Annotated in this window: 19 protein-coding genes and 1 tRNA gene; 9 read left to right on the plus strand and 11 right to left on the minus strand. The window is 45.5% G+C overall.

What is annotated here, in order from left to right:
- Positions 1–52: 52 nt before the first annotated feature.
- The 4 genes from tsaB to rpmH form a co-directional block, all read right to left on the minus strand.
- Positions 53–745: a tRNA (adenosine(37)-N6)-threonylcarbamoyltransferase complex dimerization subunit type 1 TsaB gene (gene tsaB, locus AC0IYG_RS28515; RefSeq protein ID WP_471714462.1), complete on the minus strand. Its 693-nt coding sequence runs from the start codon at positions 743–745 to the stop codon at positions 53–55.
- A gap of 64 nt (positions 746–809) precedes the next feature.
- Positions 810–2,462, minus strand: coding sequence for a S41 family peptidase (locus AC0IYG_RS28520; protein WP_471714463.1), 1,653 nt, complete (start codon positions 2,460–2,462; stop codon positions 810–812).
- A 19-nt stretch (positions 2,463–2,481) separates the two neighbouring features.
- Complete coding sequence (locus AC0IYG_RS28525; RefSeq protein WP_471714464.1) at positions 2,482–2,775, minus strand: ribonuclease P protein component; 294 nt, start codon at positions 2,773–2,775, stop codon at positions 2,482–2,484.
- A gap of 208 nt (positions 2,776–2,983) precedes the next feature.
- Positions 2,984–3,142, minus strand: a complete 159-nt coding sequence (rpmH, locus tag AC0IYG_RS28530) for a 50S ribosomal protein L34 (protein ID WP_015813300.1) — start codon at positions 3,140–3,142, stop codon at positions 2,984–2,986.
- A 109-nt stretch (positions 3,143–3,251) separates the two neighbouring features.
- Between rpmH and AC0IYG_RS28535 the strand changes: the two genes are divergently transcribed.
- The 4 genes from AC0IYG_RS28535 (at position 3,252) to AC0IYG_RS28550 (ending at position 5,511) form a co-directional block, all read left to right on the plus strand.
- Entirely contained in the window at positions 3,252–3,566 is a 315-nt protein-coding gene (locus tag AC0IYG_RS28535) for a hypothetical protein (protein WP_471714465.1), read from the plus strand.
- A gap of 1 nt (position 3,567) precedes the next feature.
- On the plus strand, positions 3,568–4,455 hold the full coding sequence (locus AC0IYG_RS28540) for a hypothetical protein (RefSeq protein ID WP_471714466.1): 888 nt from the start codon (positions 3,568–3,570) through the stop codon (positions 4,453–4,455).
- Positions 4,456–4,589: 134 nt separating this feature from the next.
- A complete protein-coding gene (locus AC0IYG_RS28545; protein WP_471714467.1) occupies positions 4,590–5,078 on the plus strand; it encodes a Panacea domain-containing protein in 489 nt (162 codons plus the stop codon).
- Positions 5,041–5,511, plus strand: coding sequence for a hypothetical protein (locus AC0IYG_RS28550; protein ID WP_471714468.1), 471 nt, complete (start codon positions 5,041–5,043; stop codon positions 5,509–5,511). Before AC0IYG_RS28545 ends, AC0IYG_RS28550 begins: the two co-directional genes overlap by 38 nt.
- A 1-nt stretch (position 5,512) precedes the next feature.
- Here the strand turns inward: AC0IYG_RS28550 and AC0IYG_RS28555 are convergent, their stop codons facing one another.
- From AC0IYG_RS28555 to AC0IYG_RS28575, 5 genes are all read right to left on the minus strand, one after another.
- Positions 5,513–6,109, minus strand: coding sequence for a hypothetical protein (locus AC0IYG_RS28555; protein WP_471714469.1), 597 nt, complete (start codon positions 6,107–6,109; stop codon positions 5,513–5,515).
- Positions 6,110–6,579: 470 nt separating this feature from the next.
- Positions 6,580–8,100, minus strand: coding sequence for a RagB/SusD family nutrient uptake outer membrane protein (locus AC0IYG_RS28560; RefSeq protein ID WP_471714470.1), 1,521 nt, complete (start codon positions 8,098–8,100; stop codon positions 6,580–6,582).
- 25 nt (positions 8,101–8,125) lie between these two features.
- Entirely contained in the window at positions 8,126–11,470 is a 3,345-nt protein-coding gene (locus AC0IYG_RS28565; RefSeq protein WP_471714471.1) for a TonB-dependent receptor, read from the minus strand.
- A gap of 125 nt (positions 11,471–11,595) precedes the next feature.
- Positions 11,596–12,702, minus strand: coding sequence for a FecR family protein (locus AC0IYG_RS28570; protein WP_471714472.1), 1,107 nt, complete (start codon positions 12,700–12,702; stop codon positions 11,596–11,598).
- A 95-nt stretch (positions 12,703–12,797) separates the two neighbouring features.
- Positions 12,798–13,406, minus strand: a complete 609-nt coding sequence (locus AC0IYG_RS28575) for an RNA polymerase sigma factor (RefSeq protein WP_471714473.1) — start codon at positions 13,404–13,406, stop codon at positions 12,798–12,800.
- Between the two features lie 285 nt (positions 13,407–13,691).
- Between AC0IYG_RS28575 and AC0IYG_RS28580 the strand changes: the two genes are divergently transcribed.
- Together AC0IYG_RS28580 and AC0IYG_RS28585 are read left to right on the plus strand one after the other, a co-directional pair.
- The gene (locus AC0IYG_RS28580; protein WP_471714474.1) at positions 13,692–16,076 is read left to right on the plus strand and encodes an ABC transporter permease; all 2,385 of its coding nucleotides are present in this window, start codon (positions 13,692–13,694) and stop codon (positions 16,074–16,076) included.
- A gap of 12 nt (positions 16,077–16,088) precedes the next feature.
- Positions 16,089–18,497: an ABC transporter permease gene (locus AC0IYG_RS28585; RefSeq protein WP_471714475.1), complete on the plus strand. Its 2,409-nt coding sequence runs from the start codon at positions 16,089–16,091 to the stop codon at positions 18,495–18,497.
- Positions 18,498–18,553: 56 nt separating this feature from the next.
- Here the strand turns inward: AC0IYG_RS28585 and AC0IYG_RS28590 are convergent.
- Positions 18,554–18,626: transfer RNA gene (locus AC0IYG_RS28590), tRNA-Met, on the minus strand.
- A 161-nt stretch (positions 18,627–18,787) separates the two neighbouring features.
- Here AC0IYG_RS28590 and era point away from each other — a divergent pair.
- The 3 genes from era to AC0IYG_RS28605 all read left to right on the plus strand — a co-directional run bounded on the left by era (position 18,788) and on the right by AC0IYG_RS28605 (position 21,795).
- A complete protein-coding gene (gene era, locus AC0IYG_RS28595) occupies positions 18,788–19,711 on the plus strand; it encodes a GTPase Era (RefSeq protein ID WP_471714476.1) in 924 nt (307 codons plus the stop codon).
- Positions 19,712–19,775: 64 nt separating this feature from the next.
- Entirely contained in the window at positions 19,776–21,086 is a 1,311-nt protein-coding gene (gene der, locus AC0IYG_RS28600; protein WP_235161860.1) for a ribosome biogenesis GTPase Der, read from the plus strand.
- A 328-nt stretch (positions 21,087–21,414) separates the two neighbouring features.
- Positions 21,415–21,795 (plus strand): hypothetical protein, encoded by a 381-nt coding sequence (locus AC0IYG_RS28605; RefSeq protein ID WP_471714477.1) that lies wholly within the window; start codon positions 21,415–21,417, stop codon positions 21,793–21,795.
- Between the two features lie 62 nt (positions 21,796–21,857).
- Here the strand turns inward: AC0IYG_RS28605 and AC0IYG_RS28610 are convergent, their stop codons facing one another.
- The gene (locus AC0IYG_RS28610; protein ID WP_471714478.1) at positions 21,858–22,694 is read right to left on the minus strand and encodes a fumarylacetoacetate hydrolase family protein; all 837 of its coding nucleotides are present in this window, start codon (positions 22,692–22,694) and stop codon (positions 21,858–21,860) included.
- Positions 22,695–22,735 lie beyond the last annotated feature (41 nt).

Below are 22,735 nucleotides of genomic sequence, written 5' to 3' on the forward strand. Positions count from 1 at the left end.
AACACGAAAAAGGCGCAGTTTGTTTATTTGATCAAGCAGAAAACCAATTTCGTCAAGCTAAAGAGCTTGCTTTCCTGGAAGGCGGCGACATGAAGTCTTTCAAATAGTAAGGCTCGAATGTAGCAACATCCTCGAAATGTTCATTTTGAAAAGCCTTAGCAGCCAGTTCGCCAATCGTTACAGCCGAAGGACGAATGTCCTTTTTTGGAAAAATTGCATTAGGATGGTCACTTAGCAACTTCTGGCATTTAACAGCGCCATCGCCAAAGAACACGACCTTATTATCCGCAAGCAGTTCCTGAAAAGAATTGTCATCCAAAATAACGGCTTGTGTTGACTGTACGAAGTTGTTCGTAGCGTCAAAAACTGCCGCATAAACTTCCATCCTGCGCGCATCGATCATAGGACAAAGCAAATGTTCAGGATAAAAGGCGTTTAATTGCAAGGCCATCGCTTCCAATGTATTAATCGCGATCATTGGCTTATCCAATGCATAACACAGTCCTTTCGCGGATGAAACGCCCACGCGTAAACCCGTGTACGAGCCAGGTCCCTTCGCAACTGCAATGGCGTCCAGATCATTTAATGTAAATCCAGCATGCTTAACGGCACTTTCCATAAGCGTAGTAAGCATAGACGACGACGACCGGTCGGTATGGAGATCGTAGCTGGCTAGTAAAACGGAATTTTCGTGAACCGCAACCGAGCAGCCGCGAATGGAGGTGTCGATACTTAGTAGGAGCATATAATAAAAAAAGGAGCAGAATCGATACTGGCCCGGTCCGCTCAGGCTGACAGGGAAGGGTAAGTTATTTCTTTTTCAAAAGCTCGTTATAACGAGCCGGTTCTTTAAACAGCGCCAAGGCCGCTTTGACTTCCGGATCCTGCTTGAATGAAGCTTCTCTCAAACCTTTTTCCAGATAGTAATGCTTGATAATTTCTTCTTCCAGGATCTTTTTAATCTCCGGTTTAAAGATTTGCAAATCATTATCCTTGCTGTGTGAAAGTTTCGATTTCAATGCTTTAAGCTGATCTTCAATCACTTCCAAAGATTTCTCTTTTTTAGCAGATGCTTCAAGATCATTCAAATCTCTTTCAACCTGCGTGGTGTAATCGTATTCTTTGTCACCAAGCCATTTTGTAAAAGCCGCATAATCCGCATCGGAAAGGCTGAATTCTTTGGCTGGTTTGATGGTTGGGTGCTCGAAGTGGAATTTCACAGCATAATCGAAGAAAAGACGATTTCTGCCCAGTGAAGTTGCCAATGGCGAGTAAGTTTCTTTTTCAGTTTGAATGTCTGGCAAAATCCCGCCGCCGTCAAAGACTGAACGACCGTTTTTCGTTTTGAACTCTGTCATTAAAGAATCAGCGATTTTACCAACGCTTCCATCATCATTTCTATGGCTGTAATCGATCGCCTGAATGCAGCGGCCGCTTGGAATGTAATATTTGGCTGTTGTGATCTTCATTTTGGTGTTGAATGACAGATCACGCGTCGTTTGCACAAGCCCTTTTCCGTAAGTGCGCTGTCCGATGAGCACGCCACGGTCATAATCCTGAATTACACCCGAAACGATCTCCGCCGCCGAAGCACTGCGGTTATTAGTCAAAACCACAACTGGAATTTCTGTGTCTAATGCGGGATTATATGCAGTGTAAGTTTTGTTCCACTCGCTTACTTTGCCTTTTGTAGAAACGATCTCTTCGCCTTTTGCAATAAAAATATTGGAGATTTCAATCGCCATATTTAGCAAACCACCCGGGTTATCGCGCAAATCCAGCACGACCGATTTCATTCCTTTTCCTTTCAATTCCTGAAATGCATTGCGCACTTCGCGCGAAGCAGTTGCGGTGAAATCTTTCAGGTCAATGTAACCCACATCTTCGCTGATCATGCCGTAATAAGGCACATTAGTCACTTTTACAATGTCGCGATTCAGGGAAACTTCGAGGGGTTTGGTGTTGCCGTAGCGCTTTAATGTAAGCGTTACATTGGATTGCGTTTGTCCTTTTAAAAGCTTACCCGTATCAAAATCTTCCCTAGTTGACACATCGATTCCGTTGATTTTAACGATCTCGTCACCCAGTTGCAAACCGGCTTTCTGAGCGGGTGTGTCTTCATAAACCATCATCACCGTATGCTTGCCTTCGGCCGAACTGATGATTGCGCCGATTCCGTTGTATTTACCTGTGGTCATGGTCATGTAATCCTCAATGTCGTCCTCGGCATAATAAACCGTGTACGGATCCAGAGAGCGGAGCATATTGTCTATGCTTGTCTTTATGAGCTGGTTAGGATTGATTTCATCCACATAATAGGCGTTCAATTCCTTGAACAAAGTGGCGTAAATGTCCAGGTTCCGCGCGATTTCGAATAAACGGTCGTCGTGTTTAAACGAAACGAAGGTTAGCCCTGCAACCACCGGGATGGCCAGCCAGAAGGAGCGAAGATACTTTTTCATGTATGTTCAGGAAATAGATTTAGTTTTTTTGAGCGGCGCGGGGCAATTTTTCGAGTCTTTTGAGCGATTGCTTCATGGCCGTTTCAATAACGTCGTAAGAGGTTATTTCTTTTGCAAGATACAAAAAAGCAATGTAGGAAGGTCTTGATTCCGTGGATAATGCGAGGAGCGATTCCTTGTTCAAACGGTAAGCTTCACGGCAGCGGCGACGGATGAGATTCCGGTCGACAGCGCGTTTGAATGATTTTTTGGAAACAGAAAAAAGGACTTGCGGAAGTGGGGGAGGCGACTCTTTTTCAATAATATAAAGCACCCTAAAGGAAAAAGGTAGAACGTTTGGACCTCCGTGCTACCTCTCTGAAAAAGCCGTCCGATTAATCGGGGGCTGCATAAGCGTTCATTTTTACCAAATGTTTTTTTCAAGCTCTTGTAGAAAAAAGTGTCTGCTAAGTTTGAGTTAAATCGAACTTAGCAGACTATGAAAAGACGGTGCGTCTTCTACTCAAACTTTCAAACCTCTGTTATTGCTTATGACGTTTTTCGTCTGATACTGTCAGTTTCCAACGGCCTTTCTTGCGACGGCCAGCTACTACTTTACGCCCATTTGCAGTGGACATTCTTTCACGGAAACCGTGTTTGTTTCTCCTCTTGCGATTCGATGGTTGAAAGGTACGTTTCATCTCATTATCAAATTATTGCGCTATAAATCTCTGTCTACCCCTAATTTGGGCTTGCAAAGGTAAGAGAAAAAAATTATATTAGTAAACATTTCATCAAAAACTAAAATTAATGACTAAGAAAAAGGCACTCTCGCTATCCCTGGACGCCACCAGGGACTTCACGCTCATGCTCGAGCCCGTCAGCGGCGGCATCACATTGTTTTATGCATTCGTCAATGGCGTAAAGGTAATCCAGGCCGACGGCACCAGCAAACGCACCTGGAACGGCACCATTTCCATTGCGCAAGTGCGCATTAAAGTGCGTGTTGTCGGCATCGGCAATGCTTCTTTTAACCTCGGAATAGACTTGCCAGGCACAGCGGACGATCAAAGTTTAACATTAAAATTACAGGACGGTTATTATGAGACAGATATACTATTGTAGCATGCTGCTCCTATGCCCGTTGCTGACGCTGGCGCAGGAAGTGAAATTAAAAGTATCGCCATATGTGAATGCCACAACTTCTATTAAAGAAGGGCTTATCGAAGCCGGTCCGGAGCTGAATTGGGAAAAGGTTGAAAGCGGCAAAACTTTCACATTAAGGCCATCCATCCGCTTGCCGTTAACAAACGAAGCGGAAAATGTGCTTCAAATTGACCGCTTTACGTCCACCTGGAAAAGCGTGCTGGCGGCGCAGTTTACGAAGGACAATACGCAGGAGTCGGGGCGGATTTCAAGGCATTCTTTTACGGGCCAGTTCGAATACGGACATGATAATTTTACGTTTTATCCAAGTGCAAATCCAGCTGCGGAAGTAAGCAATGGAGAGGATTCTTATGCGTTTGAAGTGAAATATGCAGGGTTTTTCTCCAAAGGACAATCCGGCGCAGCTCAGTTTTCGCCGCAGTTTCGGTTGCGTTATGCCTATAATTGGAATGCTGCCTCGGAAGTCAGTGTGATCAGCGCGCCTAATCCGGCCGGATATGTTACTACGTCCGACATTATTGTGGATCCGCCGAGTGTGCAGCCCGTATTTTCACCGGCGTTTTCAATGCAGATTTATCCGGGAAAAGGAAATTTCAGTTATTCTCCCACCATTTATTATGATTTCACCGGAAACATTGGTGAAGACGGACCATTTGGCAATCTCAACCGTCTCAGGCTCGAAACCTGGATTTTCTTTTATCCATCCATAACCGACAATCCGAATGTTAAAATAGGGATATCGCCGTTTTTGAGTGTTCGAACCAAAGGTCTGGACAGCTTTAATAAGGCGGAATATGGCGGCATGATCACAGTGAAATTTGGAACATCGTTTCTGCAATTTTTATAATGGCATAGAAAACAGGCTTTTCGGGGCCTGTTGCCAAATCTTCTTAAACTTTTTTGAAATTTGGTGCGTTTATTTGTGCTGATACTGTGTACATTGCATATATTCAATATGATTTTAATAACCTCACATTCACTATGTATTCGTCTGTTTTAATAGCCGGGCAATTTGTAAACCTTGGCGTAAAGGAAAATAATCCTGTGACGCAGATGAAGTTGCAGAAAATGGTCTTTTTTGCGCACGGGCTGCATTTGGCATTAAACAATGGAGATCCGTTGATCCGGGAGAAGTTCCTGGCGTGGAAATTCGGGCCGGTTGTGCCGACGATTTATCAGCTTTACAAAAAATGGGGCAATTCGCCCATTATAGAGAAAACTTCAATTACCGTTAATTCGCAGCCGCTGGCCAATTTTTCAGAACTGACTCCCTCGGCCATTGAGGCAATTAATAACACCTGGGAAATTACAAAAGACGTTGATGCCATCACGTTATCAAACTGGTCCCACGCAGCGAATTCGCCCTGGGACGTTACTTATAAGAAGGTTGGAGAGAATGGTGTAATTGACGATAACCTGATTAGAAATTATTTTGAGCAGCAAATCAAATCCCCAATCCCGGCTGTCTGAGTCAAAACTGTCAGTCGACAGAAATACTTTACGCAACTGGGTAACCGCCGCATCGCCGGAATCAACCGAACAAGACATTAGTGAAAAAACCTTCCTTACGCTGCTTCAACAGGTAAGTCTCGAAGGCTTGTCCCAAAATATCCGGGAAAGGAAAAAATACGCCGAATATATTTTCTGGATGGTTTCGGTGTGGCTGGTTATGGTGATTATGTTGGTGTGGTTAAATGGTCTTGGCGAGATCTATTGCTACAATTTCCTCGATCCATTGCTGCGAACAGGCGTCAAATATATTAGTTTCAAGTTCCAGCTTTCCGATGCAGTGCTCATCGCATTGATCACCACCGCGACGGTCAACATTACCACATTCTTCCTCGTCGTTACCAAATATCTTTTCCCGAACACGCCTGAAAAAGACAATCCGCCAGTGGAGTAAATTAAATTTCAGCGTCCTTTTTCGCCCTTACCTTGAAGTCCGAAGAATCTTTGTCAGACCATTTGTAAACGACTTTCTTGAAACGAAGGTCCTGAATGATGGGCTTAATGTTAGCCAGGAAAGCGTCTTTGGTTTTTTCGTTGGCAAACAGCTCGCCTGTAAAAGTCAATGTATCCTGTTTCGGCCCAGAAACGGCAATGTTAATTTTCTGTCCGCCTAGCACTTCTTTTTTAGATTCAACATAAGCGGTTCTTAACTCGGGAAATTCCTTCGTCTGCACTTCAATGATCTTCTTTTCAAGGATTTCAACTTTGGGCTTAATTACCTTGTCCTTACTGCCTTTGACTTCATTAAATAGCGATGTATTCGATTTATGCCAGGAAAGCCGAGTCGCAATGTCCTGCTTAGACATATCACTTTTCAAGTTCCGGTCAATGTCAATGATCTGGTTATCAATGAATAAAAGCATATTCTTGCCTTCTGCGGCAGTCAGCTTTTTAGGAGTGAGAAAATAATAGCCGAAACCAATGACAGCCGCGGCGATTAAGACGTAAGCGATGTATTTGAATATATTCCCTTTGCGAGGATGCTCTTCCATTTTTCTGTTTTCTAGTTACAAAAAGACTATAAAAACGCTGTTCCAAGCATGTAAAGCCAACTTTTGTAACTTCTCGTGCAGCTATTTCCCCAGAGTGTATACGTTGGGTTTGTAGCAGAATAGGGCAGATGTTGATCAAAGGAAATCCCGGAGGGATGCAACGACATACACATTGTTGCATCCCTCCGGGATTTTGATGGTCATTCACGCATGGTTTTCTACCGCGCCGCGGCTACCAATAATACATCCCTCTGGGATTTAGATTAGCCGCGAAGCGGTAAAATGCATGAATACAAATTCCAATCCCGGAGGGATATAATATCGGTAGAAAATCATTCGTCATACATTAAAATCCCGGAGGGATGCAACGGCCTACACATTGTTGCATCCCTCCGGGATTTTGATGTTCATTCACACATGGTTTCTACCGCGCTGCGGCTACCAATGTTGCATCCCTCTGGGATTTGGCCTTAATATCCGGGGTTCTGCGGGCCTAAGTTCGGGTTCACTTGCAACTCGACCCGTGGGATCGGCATGAGATAATCTCTTGCCGGGTTGAAGCTCGTATGTGGTTCTAAGGATTTGGGTCCCAAAAAGGCGGTTTCGCCCAGCTTGCGGCGTTTGATGTCGAACCAGCGTTTGTATTCGAAGGCCAGCTCGATGCGTCTTTCTTCCAAAATGAGGTCGATTAGGGCGGCTTTGCTTAGTCCGGTTGTGACATTGGCTGGGAAGGTGGTTTGCTTGCCGGCCCAGTTTCTAGCCCTTGCGCGGATTTCGTTGATGTAAGTCAGCGCCTCTGCATTCGGGCCATTGACTTCTACCGACGCTTCTGCTGCGATCAGCAGGATTTCGGCATAACGCATCGCTGCATAATTCTGATCTGAGTAACGGCCTTCTGAGTTAGCTGTTCCTGCAAAACGGGCGTATTTAGCAATGTGCGGCCTTTTTGTGTTGGGAAATTCGGTGTAAGGAACGAGCTTGCCGCCGATGAGGAGCGAGTCGTCGAAGCTTACTTGTTTGCGATAATCGCGGTTGTCCCAGGCGTTGAACACATTCATGGAAGGCACAAGCACGCTCCATCCGCTGCGAGGTGCGTCGCCACCACGCACACCAGTCATAGGCGCCATAATGTCGTCATTTGCGCCACCTTCACCGTTTTTCAAACCCAGGAAGTCTACATCGAAAATGTGCTCTTTCATGTTTGGCGCTTGTGGGGCAACGAACAATGTCTGGAAATCCGCTTCTAATGCATAACCGAATTTGTCTTTGTTATCAATCACATATTTGGCCTCCGCATAAGCTTTTGCATAATCTCCCAATGTCAGATGCACCGACGCCAGATAAGAAGCAGCCGTTCCTTTGGAAGCACGGCTTCTTACTTCGGAAGGTTGTTTTTCGGGCAACCATTGTTTCGCAAATTCCAGATCTGAGATAATGCTGCCGTAAACCGTTGCCGCTGGTGTTCTTGAAATGGCCTTCACTGCCTCGGGATTACTGATGAAATAATCAATGTAAGGAACATCGCCGAAAACCTGCACCAGATTAAAATAAGCAAACGCACGCACAAAACGCGCCTCTGCCAGCAATGGATTGATCTCATTTTCCGGCAATCCCAATTGTTCTCCACCCGAAATAGCCGCATTGGCAGCGCTGATCACCTGATACCACGTTGGCCAGAACTGGTTGACCATATTGTTATTATCATCCATATTGAAGTCATTAACCTGCTGCCGCTCAGCCGGCGTTCCGCGGTCACCAATGTCGACCATATCGCTGCGCAACATTAATGCTGAAACAAACTGCCTACCATAAAGCCGCTCCGTCGCAATCCAGCCGTAAGCGCCAAAAACCGCCGTTTCAACATCTTTTGCAGTCCGGAACAATGTTTCGGGCGCGAGTAAACCCACTGGTTTTTCGTCCAGATCGGCACAGCCTAGTGAGAAGCAGGCTATGGTGATAAAAAGTAAAAATCTATTTGTTAAATGCTTCATTTTTAGTCGAATTAAGAGTCAGGAATTAGAAACCAACATTCAGTCCGATGGTGTAGGATTTGGCGTTTGGATAACTGCCATAATCCAGCCCCAGGTTACGGTTACTGTTCGTGCTGTTATCATCAGAAGAGTAATTTACTTCCGGATCAAAACCTTTATATTTTGTAAATGTCAGAATGTTCTGTGCACTAGCGTAAATACGCAACTTGCTGATATGCAGCTTGTCCAGAACCGGTTTTGGAATGTTGTAACCCAACGCAATGTTTTTCAAACGAATAAAACTTCCATCCTCCACCCAGCGTGTAGAAACGCGGCGTGTGCGTCCGGCCATTGCTTTCGGCACATTCGTGTTGGTGTTGGTCGGTGTCCAGCGGTTCAATGCTTCTGTAGTAGCGTTGTTGATCCCGGACAGCAGGTTCAATTCCATCAGCGTGTAATTCAACATATCATTGCCTTGCGACGCCTGGAAGAAAACATTGAGATCAATGCCTTTCCAGCTGAAATCGTTGGTTAATCCCCAGATGAATTTCGGGTGCGGATTGCCAATGATCGTGCGGTCGTCGCTGTTGAGCATGCCGTCAGGCTCGCCTGTAAGCTGGCCGTTCGTATCTTTTTTACCATCAATATCCCTGAATTTCTCACCACCCGCAGCCGTTTCAAAACCACCGCCTGGAATAAAGCTGTCGCCTTCCTGATAAACGCCGTCATAAATCCAGCCGTAAAATGATCCCACCGGCTGGCCTTCACGCAGGATTTGCGTTTGACCCAATCCCACCAAATGTCCCGGTCCGGAAGCATAAAGAATGTCCGTTCCGTTTGGCAACGACAAAACTTTGTTGCGGTTCAGCGAGAAGTTAATGTCCGTATTCCATTTGAATTCGCCAACCAAATTCCGCGTGTTAACCGTCAATTCAAAACCTTTGTTTTCAACCGAACCAATGTTTTTCAACTGATTGCTATAACCTGAATACTGAGGCAATTGCACACTGAAAAGCAGATCTTTCGTAACCCGGCGATAATAATCCGCCGTAATGTTCAGGCGGTTGTTCAGCATGCTGAAATCCGTTCCAATGTTCAATTGATGCGTCGTTTCCCAAGTCAGATCGTCGTTTGCAACCGTCGTAGGCCTTACCGCATTTACCGGAACGCCGTTGATAATGGTGTAAACATTGGAGAACCGTGACATGGTTTGATAAGGCTCAATAGCCTGATTACCAGTCAATCCATAACTCACGCGCCATTTCCATTGACTTATTGCCGTTACATTCTGCATAAATGGCTCACTGGAAAGTTTCCACGCAAACGCGCCGGAAGGAAATGTCGCCCATTTGTGATTTTTACTAAAATTGGAAGAACCATCCTGGCGAATGTTGGCAGTGAACAGATAGCGATCCAGCAAACCGTAAGTCAACCGGGCATAGAAGGAAGCCAGCTGCCATTCCGTAAGGCTCGAATTAGGACTTTGCCAAACAGAAGCGCCACCCAGGTTCCAGTAAGAAACCGCGTCCGTGATGAAGGATTGGCCTGTTCCGCCCCAGTTTTCGCTGGAAGAAGTTTGATAGGAATAACCCAGCATGGCAGAAATGTCATGATTCGTGCCAATTTTTTTGGCATATGTCAAATAATTCTCGTTTAGCAGCAATGTGCTTTTGTTTCCTCTCACAGACGCCGAGCCGCCCACATTGCGCCCATCATTCAGTGTTGTAGGCGTGAATTCGCCTGTTCTGCCGCTGTTTGTCGTTGCGCCTAATGTGATACGGAATTTCAAATCGTCCCAAATGTTGTATTCAGCATAAAAGTTGCCTTGTACACGGTCATTCAGCGATTCGTTTTGTAATTGGGTTGCTATGGCATACGGGTTGTCGATTGGGTCATTCAATCGGGCCACTGTAAAACGGCCATTAGCGCCTACAATCGGCTGATCTGGTTCAAATTTGAATGCAGAAGAAGTGACACCCGGCGTAAGTCCGCTGGATCCTTCCTGCGTTCTCGCCTGATTGCGGGAAACGCGTTGTGCAAACAGATTAAGGCCCAGTTTTAAACGTTTCGCAGCCTGAATGTCAATGTTGCTAGTGATCGAAAATCGATTATAATCCGAGTTCAGGATCACGCCTTTTTGATCATAATAAGCTCCCGACACATAATATTTGACCGCATCGCTGCCGCCGGCAACCGAAACCTGGTGGTTTTGAATGGCACCTTTACGGAAAATCAGATCTTGCCAATCGGTGTCTGCTCCTTGCGAAACCACATTAGGCCTGGCCTCTTTTACATAATCCAAAAACTGACTTGCATTCAGCAAATCGAGCCTGTTGATTTCTCTTTGTGTGGAAAAGGATGTGTTGAATTCAATTCTTGGCTTGCCCGACTGTCCTTTTTTGGTCGTCACCATAATCACCCCGTTCGCACCTCTTGAACCGTAAATAGCTGTTGCCGAGGCATCTTTCAGGATTTCGATGGACTCAATGTCTTCCGGAGGTAGAATAGCGCCGCCGACAAAACCGTCCACCACGTAAATCGGATCGCTGCTGGCATTAATAGAAGTTCCGCCCCTGATCCGCACTTTGAAATTGGATCCCGGCTCACCATTGTTAGACTGGATCTGAACCCCCGCCGCACGTCCCTGCAACGCCTGAACCGTTCCTAATGCTGGATATGCAGTCAATTCCTGCGATTTTACAGAGGAAACCGAACCCGTCACATCACTCTTTTTCACCGTTCCATAACCCACCACAAGCACTTCTTCCAATGACTTCTGATCGGTTTTCAGCAGAATGTCAATTTCCGTACGGTTACCCACTTTGACTTCCTGCGGCTCGTAACCTACAAAGCTCAGCACAAGCACTGTGTTCGCATCCGGCACCGACAATGTATAACTGCCCGTTGCGTCCGTGGACGTTCCCGATTGTGTTCCCTTAACGAGAATGTTTACGCCAGGAAGCGGCTCTTTTGTCTCGGAATCTGTGATTTTGCCCTTAATTGTGATTTCCGTGGACCGGATCAGATCTGGCTTAATGGATGCCTCAGCATTATCCGTCGCCGATTTTGTTTCCGAAGGCCGGATCACAATATTTTTCCCTGAAACCTCATAAGTAAGGCCCAGTGGCACCAGAAAATCATTGAGCACCTTCGACAATTCCTGATTGGATTGCTGAATGCTCACCTTCCTGCCCGACTGAATGAGCTTGGAGCTGAAAATAAACCGCACGCCAGCCTGCTTTTCGATGAGGCTGAGCACTTTTTTGACTTCCTGTTCCTGCGCCTGCAAACTGATCTTCTTACTCAGCAGCTCCTGGGCGCGCACGTCAACAGCCGCAGCCGTTCCCATGAACCACATTGCAATGACGAGCTGAACCAAACTTATCCGCATAAGAACTAACAGTTTACGATTGAACTGTACTGGTATTTTCATAGTTTTGAACAGTTTTGTTAATTGATTATTGGCAAAAGCTTATTTCCCCGGCCGGTAATGTTCCACCATTACCGGCCATTGTTTCAAATATTTTTACAACCTTTTCCTTCCACGATAATGCGGCCGTCGATCAGCTCATAACGGGCGCCAACTGCCTTACAAATAAGGTCTAACTTCTCATAAAGTGTCATTTCCGAAAGTCTGGCCGTAATCGGACATTCATTCATGATGTTTTTGTCAAAAATGATCTCAATGCCATAGGCCTTTTGCAGTTCTGAAAACACATCCGAAACGGGCGTTTCGTCAAATTCAAAATCGTAATTCGCAACATTGTTATCGATAAGCTCCGGGCTGGGAATCAGGCTTTTAGTCATCTTAATTGACTCCCGGACAAAGACAATCTGCTGATTAGGCTCAATCACGACGCCGGTCAGTTCCCTCGAATCCTTTTTCTCATTCATCTCAGGATCTTTTCGTGTAAAAACCGCGACTCTACCCGTTTTTACAGCCACGGAAACCTCCTTTTCATTTGTGAAAGAGCGGACGGTGAAACTTGTCCCTAACACTTTGGTAATAACCTCATTGGCATACACAAAAAATGGCCGCGAAGGATCCTTAGCAATGTCAAAAAATGCCTTTCCTGAAAGATAAACCTCTCTTTTTCCCAGTTCGAACTTTGCCGGATAACTCACTTTGCTGCCCGGATCGAGTTTCACAATGCTGCCATCGGCGAGTTTGATCAATAAAGGTTCTTTGTCCTGATTTGTTTTTTCAATGAGTGGAGACGCGGCGGAGGAAACGAGCGCTTCGTAGTTGATTTCCTGTTTGTGGTTAACGGTCCAAAACGTCCAGCTTAATCCTGCTATCACGATGAGCACTGCCGCAATGCTCATTAAGGGTTGAAAAAGGCGAAGTTTGGAAGCAGCTTCATTGAGCTCTTCTTCACTTTTAATGTTGCCGATAATCTGTCGGATCGCATTGTCTTTTTCAGTTTGTGGCAAAGGCATTTGCAGCGGCGCAATGGACAGCACAAGTTCGCGGGCACTTCGGATGGTTTCCGTCTTTTCGGGGTTTGCCGTCAGCCAGTTTTGCCAATATTCTTCATCTTCTCTGGTCGGTTTCAGCACCCAATTCCTGAAAAATGGGTCCCAAAGAAAATCCTCCAAAGAAAAATTATGGTATTGATCCATGTCAAAATGTTATCATTTAAATACCATTAGACACGACCCCAAAACGGATACTGTATTTTTTTGTCTTTTTTTAAAAATTTGGGAAGATTCCGTTGTCAGGCGATAAACCGGAGGAAAAGTAACAGCGACACAATCGACCGCCATTGGGTTTTGAGGAGTTTGAATGCGGTCTGAAGCAAATTGGAAACCGACTGCGGGTGGATTTCCATAATGGCCGCGATCTCATCCCGGTCCATATCCTGGAAGAATTTGAGATAAATGGCTTCTCTTTGCCTCTTGGGCAAGCCGTTGAGCATGTGCGTAATGCGCGAAGCGATTTGCTGGTCGTTTTCAGTTTGGATAAACTGGTGTTCCGCGTGGAATGCAATGTCAAAACCTTCGTCCGGCAGCAAATGATCGAGAAAGAGCATCCGGTTTTTCTGCATCATCCGGTGCAGTCGGCGGCGAAGCGAGGCGAGCAGGTAAGCTTTGGGCGGAATGTTTTGGTTAAGACTCCCTTTTTTCTCCCAAATTTCCAGAAACACGTCCTGGATGCAGTCTTTGATCAGCTCGCGGTCGCGGCAAAATTTGTTGCCATATTGAAATAACAAATCATAAGTAACATCGATCAGCGATTCAAAAGACGCAACATTCCCAGCCAGCATTTCCTGCCACAATGCAATCTCCTGCTGTTCTTTCTGAATGTTACTGCCAATCATTTTCATTGAAGGAAATCCCCTCAGGCCGAGATAATGTTGTTTAATCCCTGATTAATGATATAAGCCGCACAATGCTTTTTTCTGCTCATTTAACCCTGATTTTTTCCGTTCTATAACGAACGCACTGTGTTCGATTACGGACAATCCGGTGTCAGAATCGGATAGTAGGATATTGACAGTCAGGTCAGTAATTTTAAAAAATGCGCTTGGCGTGCAATTTGTCACCTTATTGGATCTGCCGCTATTTTTGTAACCACTTCACTCACCTGTTCGCTAACCAGGCTTAATCTTATGATCCGTAACTACATTAAAATCGCGTTCAGACATTTGAACCGCAACAAAGCTTATGCAATCCTCAATGTTTCGGGTTTAATGTTAGGCATGACCTGCGGTTTGCTCATCTTTTTGCTGGTTAAATATCACCTCGGCTTTGACAATTTTCACGCGAATGCAGACCGCATTTATCGGATTGTAACCGAGCAGCACCGCGACAATATTTCCTACACCGCCGGCGTGCCCAGTCCGTTGGGGAAAGCTTTTCGGAACGATTACACTTTCGCAGAAAAAGTGGCGCGCATAGCAACATTTGAAGAATTGCTGGTGACTGTGAAGCAGGGGAAAGATGTTAAAAAGTTCAGCGAGCCGGATGGGGTTGCGTTTGCTGAGGAAGAATTTTTTCAAATTTTTAAGTATCCGCTCATCGAAGGGGACATTCGCACAGCTTTAAAAGAGCCCAACACCGGGATTATTACAGAACGGCTGGCCAAAAAATATTTCGGCAATCAAAATCCGATCAATCAGACTTTCCGCTTTGAAAACAGAATTGATGTTACGGTCAAAGGTGTTTTGAAAGATTTGCCCGTTAACACAGACCGCAGGACAGAGATTTACGTGTCCTATAATACACTGAAACAATATAATGAATGGCTGGCCAGTGAAGATTCCTGGGGCGGCATTCAGAGCTCGATGAATTGTTATGCCTTGCTCCGGCCCGGCGTTTCCACCAGTGAAGTCGAAAAAGTTTTCCCTGCCTACGTCAAAAAATACAGGCCTACAAGCAAGAATGTGCATCATTACAAGTTGCAGCCGCTGGCCGATGTGCACTTTGATGCGCGTTATGGCGGCGCAATGGAAAAGAAAAACCTATGGGTGCTGTCCATGATCGGGCTTTTTCTGATTGTTACGGCTTGTGTTAATTTCATCAATCTGGCCACGGCGCAGGCATTGAAGCTTTCGAAAGAAGTGGGCGTGAGAAAAGTGCTGGGCAGTTTGCGCGGACAATTATTCTGGCAGTTTATCGCACAAACGAGTTTGATTACGGTCATTGCCAGCGCATTGGCAATGGTGTTAACTGCGCTTGCATTGCCCTATGTCAATGCTTTGTTTTCGTCCCAAATTAGTATTAACCTGTTTTCTAACTGGCAGTTGTGGCTGTTTTTAACAGGCATCGTCCTGATCGTAACTTTCCTTTCCGGCTCATATCCGGGCATGATCCTCGCACGTTTTCAACCAGTTACAGCGCTGAAAGGGAGATTATCTCAGCAGCATATCGGTGGTTTTAACACCCGCAGGGCTTTAATTGTCACACAATTCGCCATTTCTCAAATCCTGATCATTGGCATGATCGTCATTGCGCGGCAAATGCATTTCGCACAGCAATCGGACCTCGGTTTTAATAAAGATGCAATTGTGATGGTGCCGATCGTTTCGTCGCCGGATCAGGCCAAAACAGTTAAAGAAAAATTCCGGCAGATCGCGGGTGTCGAAAGCGTTTCCCTTTGTTTTTCGGCGCCATCTTCTCATAATAACTGGGGCGCAACGCCATTTTACGACAACCGCTCGGAGGAAGAAGCATTCCGGGTTTCCATGCGGGCTGCCGATAACGATTATCTTTCCACATTCGACCTTAAACTGGTCGCTGGCCGAAACTTGTTTCCTTCCGATACAACCAAGGAATTCCTTGTAAATGAGACATTTGCGAAAAAGCTAAATCTGGCGTCGCCAATGGAAATGTTAGGTAAAAATCTGCGTGTTAATGGCAACATGGTCGGCCCGATTGTGGGCATCATTAAAGACTTCCATGACCAGTCTTTTCACGAAGAGATCAGCGCCGTTTGCATTCCTTCGGCGAGTGAAAATTACAATAGTTATGCGGTCAAAATCAACACAAATAATGTCCCGGCAACATTGGCTTCCATTGAAAAAACGTGGAGTGCAATGCATCCCGACCAACTTTATGAATATGAGTTTTTGGACGAACAGGTTGCAGCGTTTTATGAAACAGAGGCTTTAATGTTCAGTCTGATCCAGGCATTTTCTGTGATTGCGATCTTTATTGGCTGTCTGGGTTTGTATGGATTGGTGTCGTTTATGGCTGCGCAAAAAACCAAGGAAATTGGCATCCGGAAAGTGCTGGGAAGCAACATTCCGCAGATCTTATGGATTTTCGGAAAAGAATTCAGCACATTGATTCTAATCTCGTTCGCCATTGCCTCGCCGCTCGCGTGGTGGGCGATGAACCATTGGCTGCAAGGCTTTCAATTCCACATCGAAATCGGCGCATGGATTTTCCTGACCGCCATCGGATCAACATTCATCATTGCCACATTAACAGTGATTTTTCAGGCAAGCAGGGCAGCGCTGCTGGATCCGGTGAAGGCTTTGAAGAGTGAATAAACACAAGTTTTTATGCTCAGAAATTATATAAAAATCGCCTTTCGCAGTCTCATTAAGAACAGAGGATATTCTGCGATCAACATTGGCGGGTTGGCCATAGGGATGGCGGCTGCAATGCTGATGGGTCTGTGGGTTTATGATGAATTGACATTCAATAAATATCATCAAAACTACGACCGCATAGCACAGCTCATGCAGCAACAAACGCTTGATGGTGAGGTCGTAATAGGCAGCAATGTGCCCATTCCACTTGCTGCCGAGCTTAAAAACAGCTTTCCCGAAGATTTTGAAAATGTGGTGCTTTCGTCCTGGACGACGCGGCATATCTTGGCTTATAAAAATGCGAAATTTATCAAAGCGGGCAATTTTATGTCGCCCGAAGTGGCAGAAATGCTTTCGTTACAAATGGTGCGGGGCACGCGCGCGGGCTTGAAAGAACCGGGTTCGATGTTGCTTGCTGAATCCGTCGCCAATGCGTTTTTCGGAACTGCAGATCCGCTTAATAAGGTGATTAAGCTTGATAATGAGTCAAATGTGAAGGTTACGGGCGTTTATCAAGACTTTCCATATAATTCGGAGTTCAAAGAAGTGCGTTTCATAGCGCCGTGGGATTTATATGTTGCTTCAACGGACTGGGTTAAGGATGCGCAGGACAACAGTAATTGGTCCAGCAGTTCATTTCAAATATACGCGCAGCTGTCTAAAAAGTCTGATTTGCAGGCTGTTTCTGCGAAAATCAAAGACATTAAGGCAACAAAGGCTGACAAAAATGAGCTTCGGTTCAAGCCCGAAATCTTGCTCCATCCCATGTGCCGCTGGCATTTGTATTCTGATTGGGAAAATGGCGTCAATACGGGTGGAAGAATTCAATTTGTCTGGCTTTTTGGCATTATAGGCGTTTTCGTGCTGTTTTTGGCGTGCATTAATTTTATGAACCTCAGCACTGCGCGGTCGGAGAAGCGTGCGAAGGAAGTTGGGATTAGGAAGGCAATCGGCTCGTTGCGGCGGCAATTGATCGCTCAGTTTTTTAGTGAATCGTTTTTGGTGGTTCTGCTGGCGCTTGTTATTTCTTTGCTTGTTGTCCAGATAACGCTGCCATTTTTCAACCGGATGGCTGATAAGGAAATGGTTATGCTATGGTCGGATCCGATTTTCTGGGCTGTCGTAATCTCTTTCAGCATTGTAACCGGCGTCATTGCCGGCAGTTATCCAGCGTTTTATTTGTCTTCTTTTCAACCTGTAAAAACATTAAAAGGCACCGGCGCACGCATCGGATTAGCAGCTGTTCTCCCTAGAAAAGTGTTGGTTGTGCTTCAATTCACAGTGTCCATCACATTGATAATCGGCACCATTGTCGTTTACAAGCAGATTTTACACGCTAAGAGCCGGCCCATTGGTTATAATCGCGAAAACCTCGTGACCATTCACGTCAACACGCCCGACATTCACAACCATTTCGAAGCGGTGCAGCACGATTTGCTGAAAACGGGCACCATAACCGCCATGGCCGAGTCCATGGGGCCACCCACCGAGGTGAGGTCAGCCAATGTTGGTTTTGATTGGAAAGGCAAAGATCCCGATCTCGAAGCAGAGTTCGCCACCATCGGCATTTCGCACGATTTTGGCAAAACGCTCGACTGGAAATTCGTTGCAGGCCGGGACTTTTCAAGAAGTTTTCCAACCGACTCTAATGGATTTGTGTTAAATGAAACGGCTGTAAAATTCATGGGTTTGAATAGCCCGAACGTTGAGGCTGCAATCGGTGAAACCGTTAAATGGGAAGGCAAAAGTTTCCGCATTTTAGGCGTAGTGAAGGATATGATCATGGAGTCCCCATACGAACCGGTCCGCCAAACGATCTTCTTTATCCGTCCACGCGCAGGAGATTTTGTCACAATCCGGCTCGATCCTGCAAGAGAAACACAGCAAGCTTTGAAAAACATTCAAGCAGTTTTCAAGCATCACAGCCCTGACGCGCCATTTAATTACGATTTTGTAGACCAGGAATATAATTTCAAATTCGAGTCCGAAGAACGCATTAGTAACCTCGCCTCAGCATTTGCTGCACTCGCCATTCTGATCAGTTGTCTGGGGCTTTTTGGCCTGGCATCGTTCATGGCCGAGCAGCGAACCAAGGAAATAGGCGTCCGCAAAGTGCTCGGCGCATCCATTCTACACCTTTGGAGCCTGCTGTCACTCGAATTTATCTCCTTAGTCCTTATTTCCTGCCTGCTTTCTGCGCCCATATCCTGGTATACAATGACCAACTGGCTCAATAACTACAAATATCACACAGCCATTTCCTGGTGGATTTTCATCGCGGCGGGTGTAAGCGTTTTGGGGATTACGTTGCTTACAGTTAGTCATCAGGCAATAAAAGCAGCAATGCTGAATCCGGTGAAGAGTTTGAAGAGTGAGTAGGAGCAAGAATTAAAACGCAAAAAGGCCGCGAACTTTCGTTTGCGACCTTTCTCTTGTAGCGGGAGCTGGACTCGAACCAGCGACCTTTGGGTTATGAGCCCAACGAGCTACCAACTGCTCCATCCCGCGGTGTTGTTGAATTGGAGTGCAAACATACGACTATTTTGGAATATAACGCAAGTTTTGAGGGAAAAATAAATGCGGATTTTTTGTAATCATGCTCCTTAACAATCATTTATAGCAATTTCCTAGGCGGAAAACCGTACTTTTGTGTGATTTTTAAGTAACACATGGAAGAAAAGACAGAAATAGCAGTTCCTTTCCGCAACCACCGCGCTGGTTTCGTCAGCATTATAGGTAAACCTAATGTTGGTAAATCCACATTAATGAACGTTTTGGTGGGCGAAAGGATGTCAATAATTACATCGAAAGCCCAGACTACGCGCCACCGCATCATGGGCATTCTGAATGGTAAGCATGAAGATATCCCGTTTCAGCTCGTTTATTCGGACACGCCCGGCGTGATCAAGCCGGCTTATAAGCTGCATGATTCTATGATGACTTTTGTAAAAGGCTCATTGGAAGATGCGGACGTGGTTTTGTTCGTAGCCGAGATCGGAGAGAAAGTGGCAGATCATGAAGTTTTGCCTTTGCTGAAACGTGCCGACGCGCCGGTTGTGCTGGTTTTGAATAAAATTGACCTTTCTGATCAGGAGCATGTGGATGCGAAAATGGCTGAGTGGGAAGCGGCAATCCAGCCGGATGCCATTGTGCCGATCTCTGCATTGCATCAAGCGAACATTGCGACCCTTTTTGATGCCGTAATCACCAGATTACCTTTCCACCCGCCGTATTTTGGCGAGGATGAACTTACAGATAAGCCGGAGCGTTTCTTTGCTTCGGAAATCATCCGCGAAAAGATCTTCCTTAATTATCGCCAGGAAATTCCATACAGCTCCGAAGTTTTAATTTCAGAATTCAAAGAACGGGACGACATGATCGTGATCCGCGCGGAAATCCTTGTGGAACGCAAAAGCCAGAAAGGGATCATTATAGGAGAAAAAGGTGAAATGCTGAAAAAAATCGGGACGCAGGCAAGGATTGATATGGAAGCGTTTTTTGGCAAAAAAGTATTTCTGGAACAACACGTGCGGGTTGAGCCGGATTGGAGAAGTAAGGAAAACAAACTAAGACAGTTTGGCTACGACGAATAATTTATAATAAAAGAAAGAAGGACGGTTGATTGCGAACCGTTTGGACCACATTAATTAATACAAAATGGCAAATATTATTTCAATTGTTGGGCGTCCGAATGTGGGCAAATCCACATTATTTAACCGCCTTACGGAGAGTCGTAAGGCAATTATGGACAACCAGAGCGGCGTTACCCGTGACCGCCATTATGGTTACGGTGAATGGACCGATCAATATTTTACGGTAATCGACACCGGCGGTTATGTCGTTGGTTCAGAAGATATTTTTGAAGGCGCAATTCGCGAGCAGGTTGAGCTTGCATTAGAAGAATCCACGGTGGTTTTGTTCATGGTGGACACGATGACGGGGCTTACGGATCTGGACAAAGATTTTGCAAATGTGCTTAGACGCGTTAAAAAGCCGGTTTATCTGGTTGCTAACAAAGCCGAAACGCAGGAGCGTTACCAGTCTGCTGCTGAATTTTACGAGTTAGGGCTTGGTGATCAGATATTTGCTATTTCTGCACAAACAGGCTTTGGAACGGGTGAGTTGTTGGATCAGGTGATCACACATTTTGAGACACCGGGCGTTGAAGATCCCGAGGCTGGAATCCCGCGTATTGCGATTATGGGAAGGCCGAATGTGGGTAAATCTTCTTTCCTGAATGTGCTCACAGGAACAGACAGGAGCATTGTAACGGACATTGCGGGCACAACGCGCGACGCCATCCACACGCATTATAATGCTTTTGGAATGGAGTTTATCTTAACGGATACTGCCGGACTTCGCCGCAAATCGCGCGTTAACGAAGACATTGAATATTACTCCACATTGCGTTCGGTGAAGGCGATGGAGGAATCGGATGTTTGTATCATTCTTTTGGATGCAACATTGGGCCTTGAAGGTCAGGATATGAACATTATCGGTCAGGCTGATAAGGCGAAGAAGGGCATTGTGATCATGGTCAATAAATGGGACTTGGTTGAAAAGGATTCCAAAACGGCTGATACATTCAAAAAAGCGCTTTTGGAAAGACTTGCTCCAATGAACTACATGCCGATCATTTTCGCTTCCGTTGTTGAAAAACAGCGCATTCACCAGGTGATGGAGAAGGCAATGGAAGTTTATAAAAACAAAACCAAGAAAATCACGACTTCAAAATTGAACGAGGTGATGCAGGCTGAAATTGAAAGATATCCGCCGCCGGCTGATAGAGGAAAGTATATCAACATTAAGTATATGATCCAGCTGCCAACGCCGTCGCCGACATTCGTGTTTTTCAGCAGTAATCCGAAACACGTGAAGGAGCCTTACTTGCGTTACCTGGAAAACAGAATGCGCGAAAACTTCGATTTTTCGGGTGTGCCGATTACGATTTTCTTCCGGGAAAAATAAGATAATCAAACTATAACGTAATAAAACGCCGGGCTTCACAGTCCGGCGTTTTTGTTTTATCGGTTATCTACTACATTTCAGCGGGTAAATTACGCGTTTTCGTCTTTTTTTGCCCGCGAGCTGCAACCTTTTAAATTATATTTACATCTGTTAATACGAAGGTGCTGCCGTTCAACATTTTTAGGTGCTCAAAAAATTTTTCCTAAAAATTGTTAAAAACAAGGTACTATGTATTGCAAGATACCTATTAAAACATATATATTTGTAGAGTCAATTAGTTACAACGAAATCGCATCCTGATTTTTCTCTGAACGACCGAAACATAGCCATGAAAACACTTAAAATAATTACACTCCTAGTTCTTTTCAGCTTACAGGCTGGGGCAACCGGATACTCGCACAACATGTTTGTAGCACACAAAAAGTTACAGGCAGGCAAAGAGTGCATTCAGCCAAGCGAACGCATGGTTGCGAAAAAAGCGAAACCTTCAAAAGTTGTTAAACATGCCAGCGTGAAGCGCGTTACCGCATTCACTGCTCAGTTTGCAAGCAATACGGAGGCGATGACATTGAATGAAAGAATTCTGGAAGCAGGTCCTTCATCATTTTTTACCAATGAAGAAGATAGCGATTCTGATGATTCGATCGTTACAAAACTAGTCTCATTCGTTCGCTGCACGATTTATGCATTCATCGGATTGCCGAGCTGATCGAGACAACATTCACCATGAACTAAAAAGCTGCAACTGTTAAAGTTGCAGCTTTTGTTTTTTTAACCCACTGTGTTTGTAAGTGTTCCAATAGGCTCGATGGAAATATGAACGATATCGCCTTGTTGTAATGTAAAATCGGATGGGGGAATGATGCCGGTGCCGGTCATAAGATAAGCGCCGTGCGGGAAGGCCATTTCAAGAAACAAATAACGAAGCAACTCGTCCGGCTTGCGTTTCATCTGGGATAATGTCACTTCGCCGCTGAAAACTTCTTCACTAGCGCGGACAATGGCAATGTCGATCACCGTATCCTCACCAAGCGGAAATTCCGGCACATATAAGCAAGGGCCAATGGCTGCACTTCCTGTATATGACTTAGCCTGAGGCAAATACAAAGGATTTTCACCCTCAATGCTCCGCGAACTCATGTCGTTTCCAATGGTGTAACCCACCAATGTTCCCGATGAGGATGCAAATAATGTTAGTTCTGGTTCGGGAACGTCCCAGGTGGAATCGCGGCGGATGCGGACGGTTCCATGGTTGCCTATCACGCGCCAGGCAGTCGATTTGAAGAAAAGCTCGGGTCTTTCGGCTTCATATACGCGGTCATAAAAACTGCCACCGCCTGCTTTCTCAGATTCCTCCATGCGGGCCGTGCGGCTTCTGAAATAAGTTACGCCCGACGCCCAAACCTCCTGAGAACCAATCGGCGCCAGGATTTCGGGCATCGGAATATCGTCCGTAAAAGTGATCGGAATGAGGCTTTCAATTTGAATTTCGAGCCACTCGTAAAGATCATCCCGGTTCACTGCCAGATCCCAGTCGGTTTCATGCAAACGATAGAAAAGATCGTCTCTTTCGAGCAGAATGCCGTTTTCGGTTTTATATAACTTCATAGAAATCGCATTTTGGTTTCGGTTCAATAAGGCTTTTCCTC

This window comes from Dyadobacter sp. AC419, assembly GCF_979253085.1.

Bases quoted from the DNA above. Each gene is read 5' to 3' on its own strand.
- AC0IYG_RS28560 (WP_471714470.1), bottom strand. From the start codon at position 8,100: ATGAAGCATTTAACAAATAGATTTTTACTTTTTATCACCATAGCCTGC.
- AC0IYG_RS28575 (WP_471714473.1), bottom strand. From the start codon at position 13,406: ATGAAAATGATTGGCAGTAACATTCAGAAAGAACAGCAGGAGATTGCA.
- AC0IYG_RS28565 (WP_471714471.1), bottom strand. From the start codon at position 11,470: ATGCGGATAAGTTTGGTTCAGCTCGTCATTGCAATGTGGTTCATGGGA.
- tsaB (WP_471714462.1), bottom strand. From the start codon at position 745: ATGCTCCTACTAAGTATCGACACCTCCATTCGCGGCTGCTCGGTTGCG.
- AC0IYG_RS28545 (WP_471714467.1), top strand. From the start codon at position 4,590: ATGTATTCGTCTGTTTTAATAGCCGGGCAATTTGTAAACCTTGGCGTA.
- AC0IYG_RS28540 (WP_471714466.1), top strand. From the start codon at position 3,568: ATGCTGCTCCTATGCCCGTTGCTGACGCTGGCGCAGGAAGTGAAATTA.
- der (WP_235161860.1), top strand. From the start codon at position 19,776: ATGGCAAATATTATTTCAATTGTTGGGCGTCCGAATGTGGGCAAATCC.
- rpmH (WP_015813300.1), bottom strand. From the start codon at position 3,142: ATGAAACGTACCTTTCAACCATCGAATCGCAAGAGGAGAAACAAACAC.
- AC0IYG_RS28605 (WP_471714477.1), top strand. From the start codon at position 21,415: ATGAAAACACTTAAAATAATTACACTCCTAGTTCTTTTCAGCTTACAG.
- AC0IYG_RS28555 (WP_471714469.1), bottom strand. From the start codon at position 6,109: ATGGAAGAGCATCCTCGCAAAGGGAATATATTCAAATACATCGCTTAC.
- era (WP_471714476.1), top strand. From the start codon at position 18,788: ATGGAAGAAAAGACAGAAATAGCAGTTCCTTTCCGCAACCACCGCGCT.
- AC0IYG_RS28520 (WP_471714463.1), bottom strand. From the start codon at position 2,462: ATGAAAAAGTATCTTCGCTCCTTCTGGCTGGCCATCCCGGTGGTTGCA.
- AC0IYG_RS28535 (WP_471714465.1), top strand. From the start codon at position 3,252: ATGACTAAGAAAAAGGCACTCTCGCTATCCCTGGACGCCACCAGGGAC.
- AC0IYG_RS28610 (WP_471714478.1), bottom strand. From the start codon at position 22,694: ATGAAGTTATATAAAACCGAAAACGGCATTCTGCTCGAAAGAGACGAT.
- AC0IYG_RS28580 (WP_471714474.1), top strand. From the start codon at position 13,692: ATGATCCGTAACTACATTAAAATCGCGTTCAGACATTTGAACCGCAAC.
- AC0IYG_RS28570 (WP_471714472.1), bottom strand. From the start codon at position 12,702: ATGGATCAATACCATAATTTTTCTTTGGAGGATTTTCTTTGGGACCCA.
- AC0IYG_RS28585 (WP_471714475.1), top strand. From the start codon at position 16,089: ATGCTCAGAAATTATATAAAAATCGCCTTTCGCAGTCTCATTAAGAAC.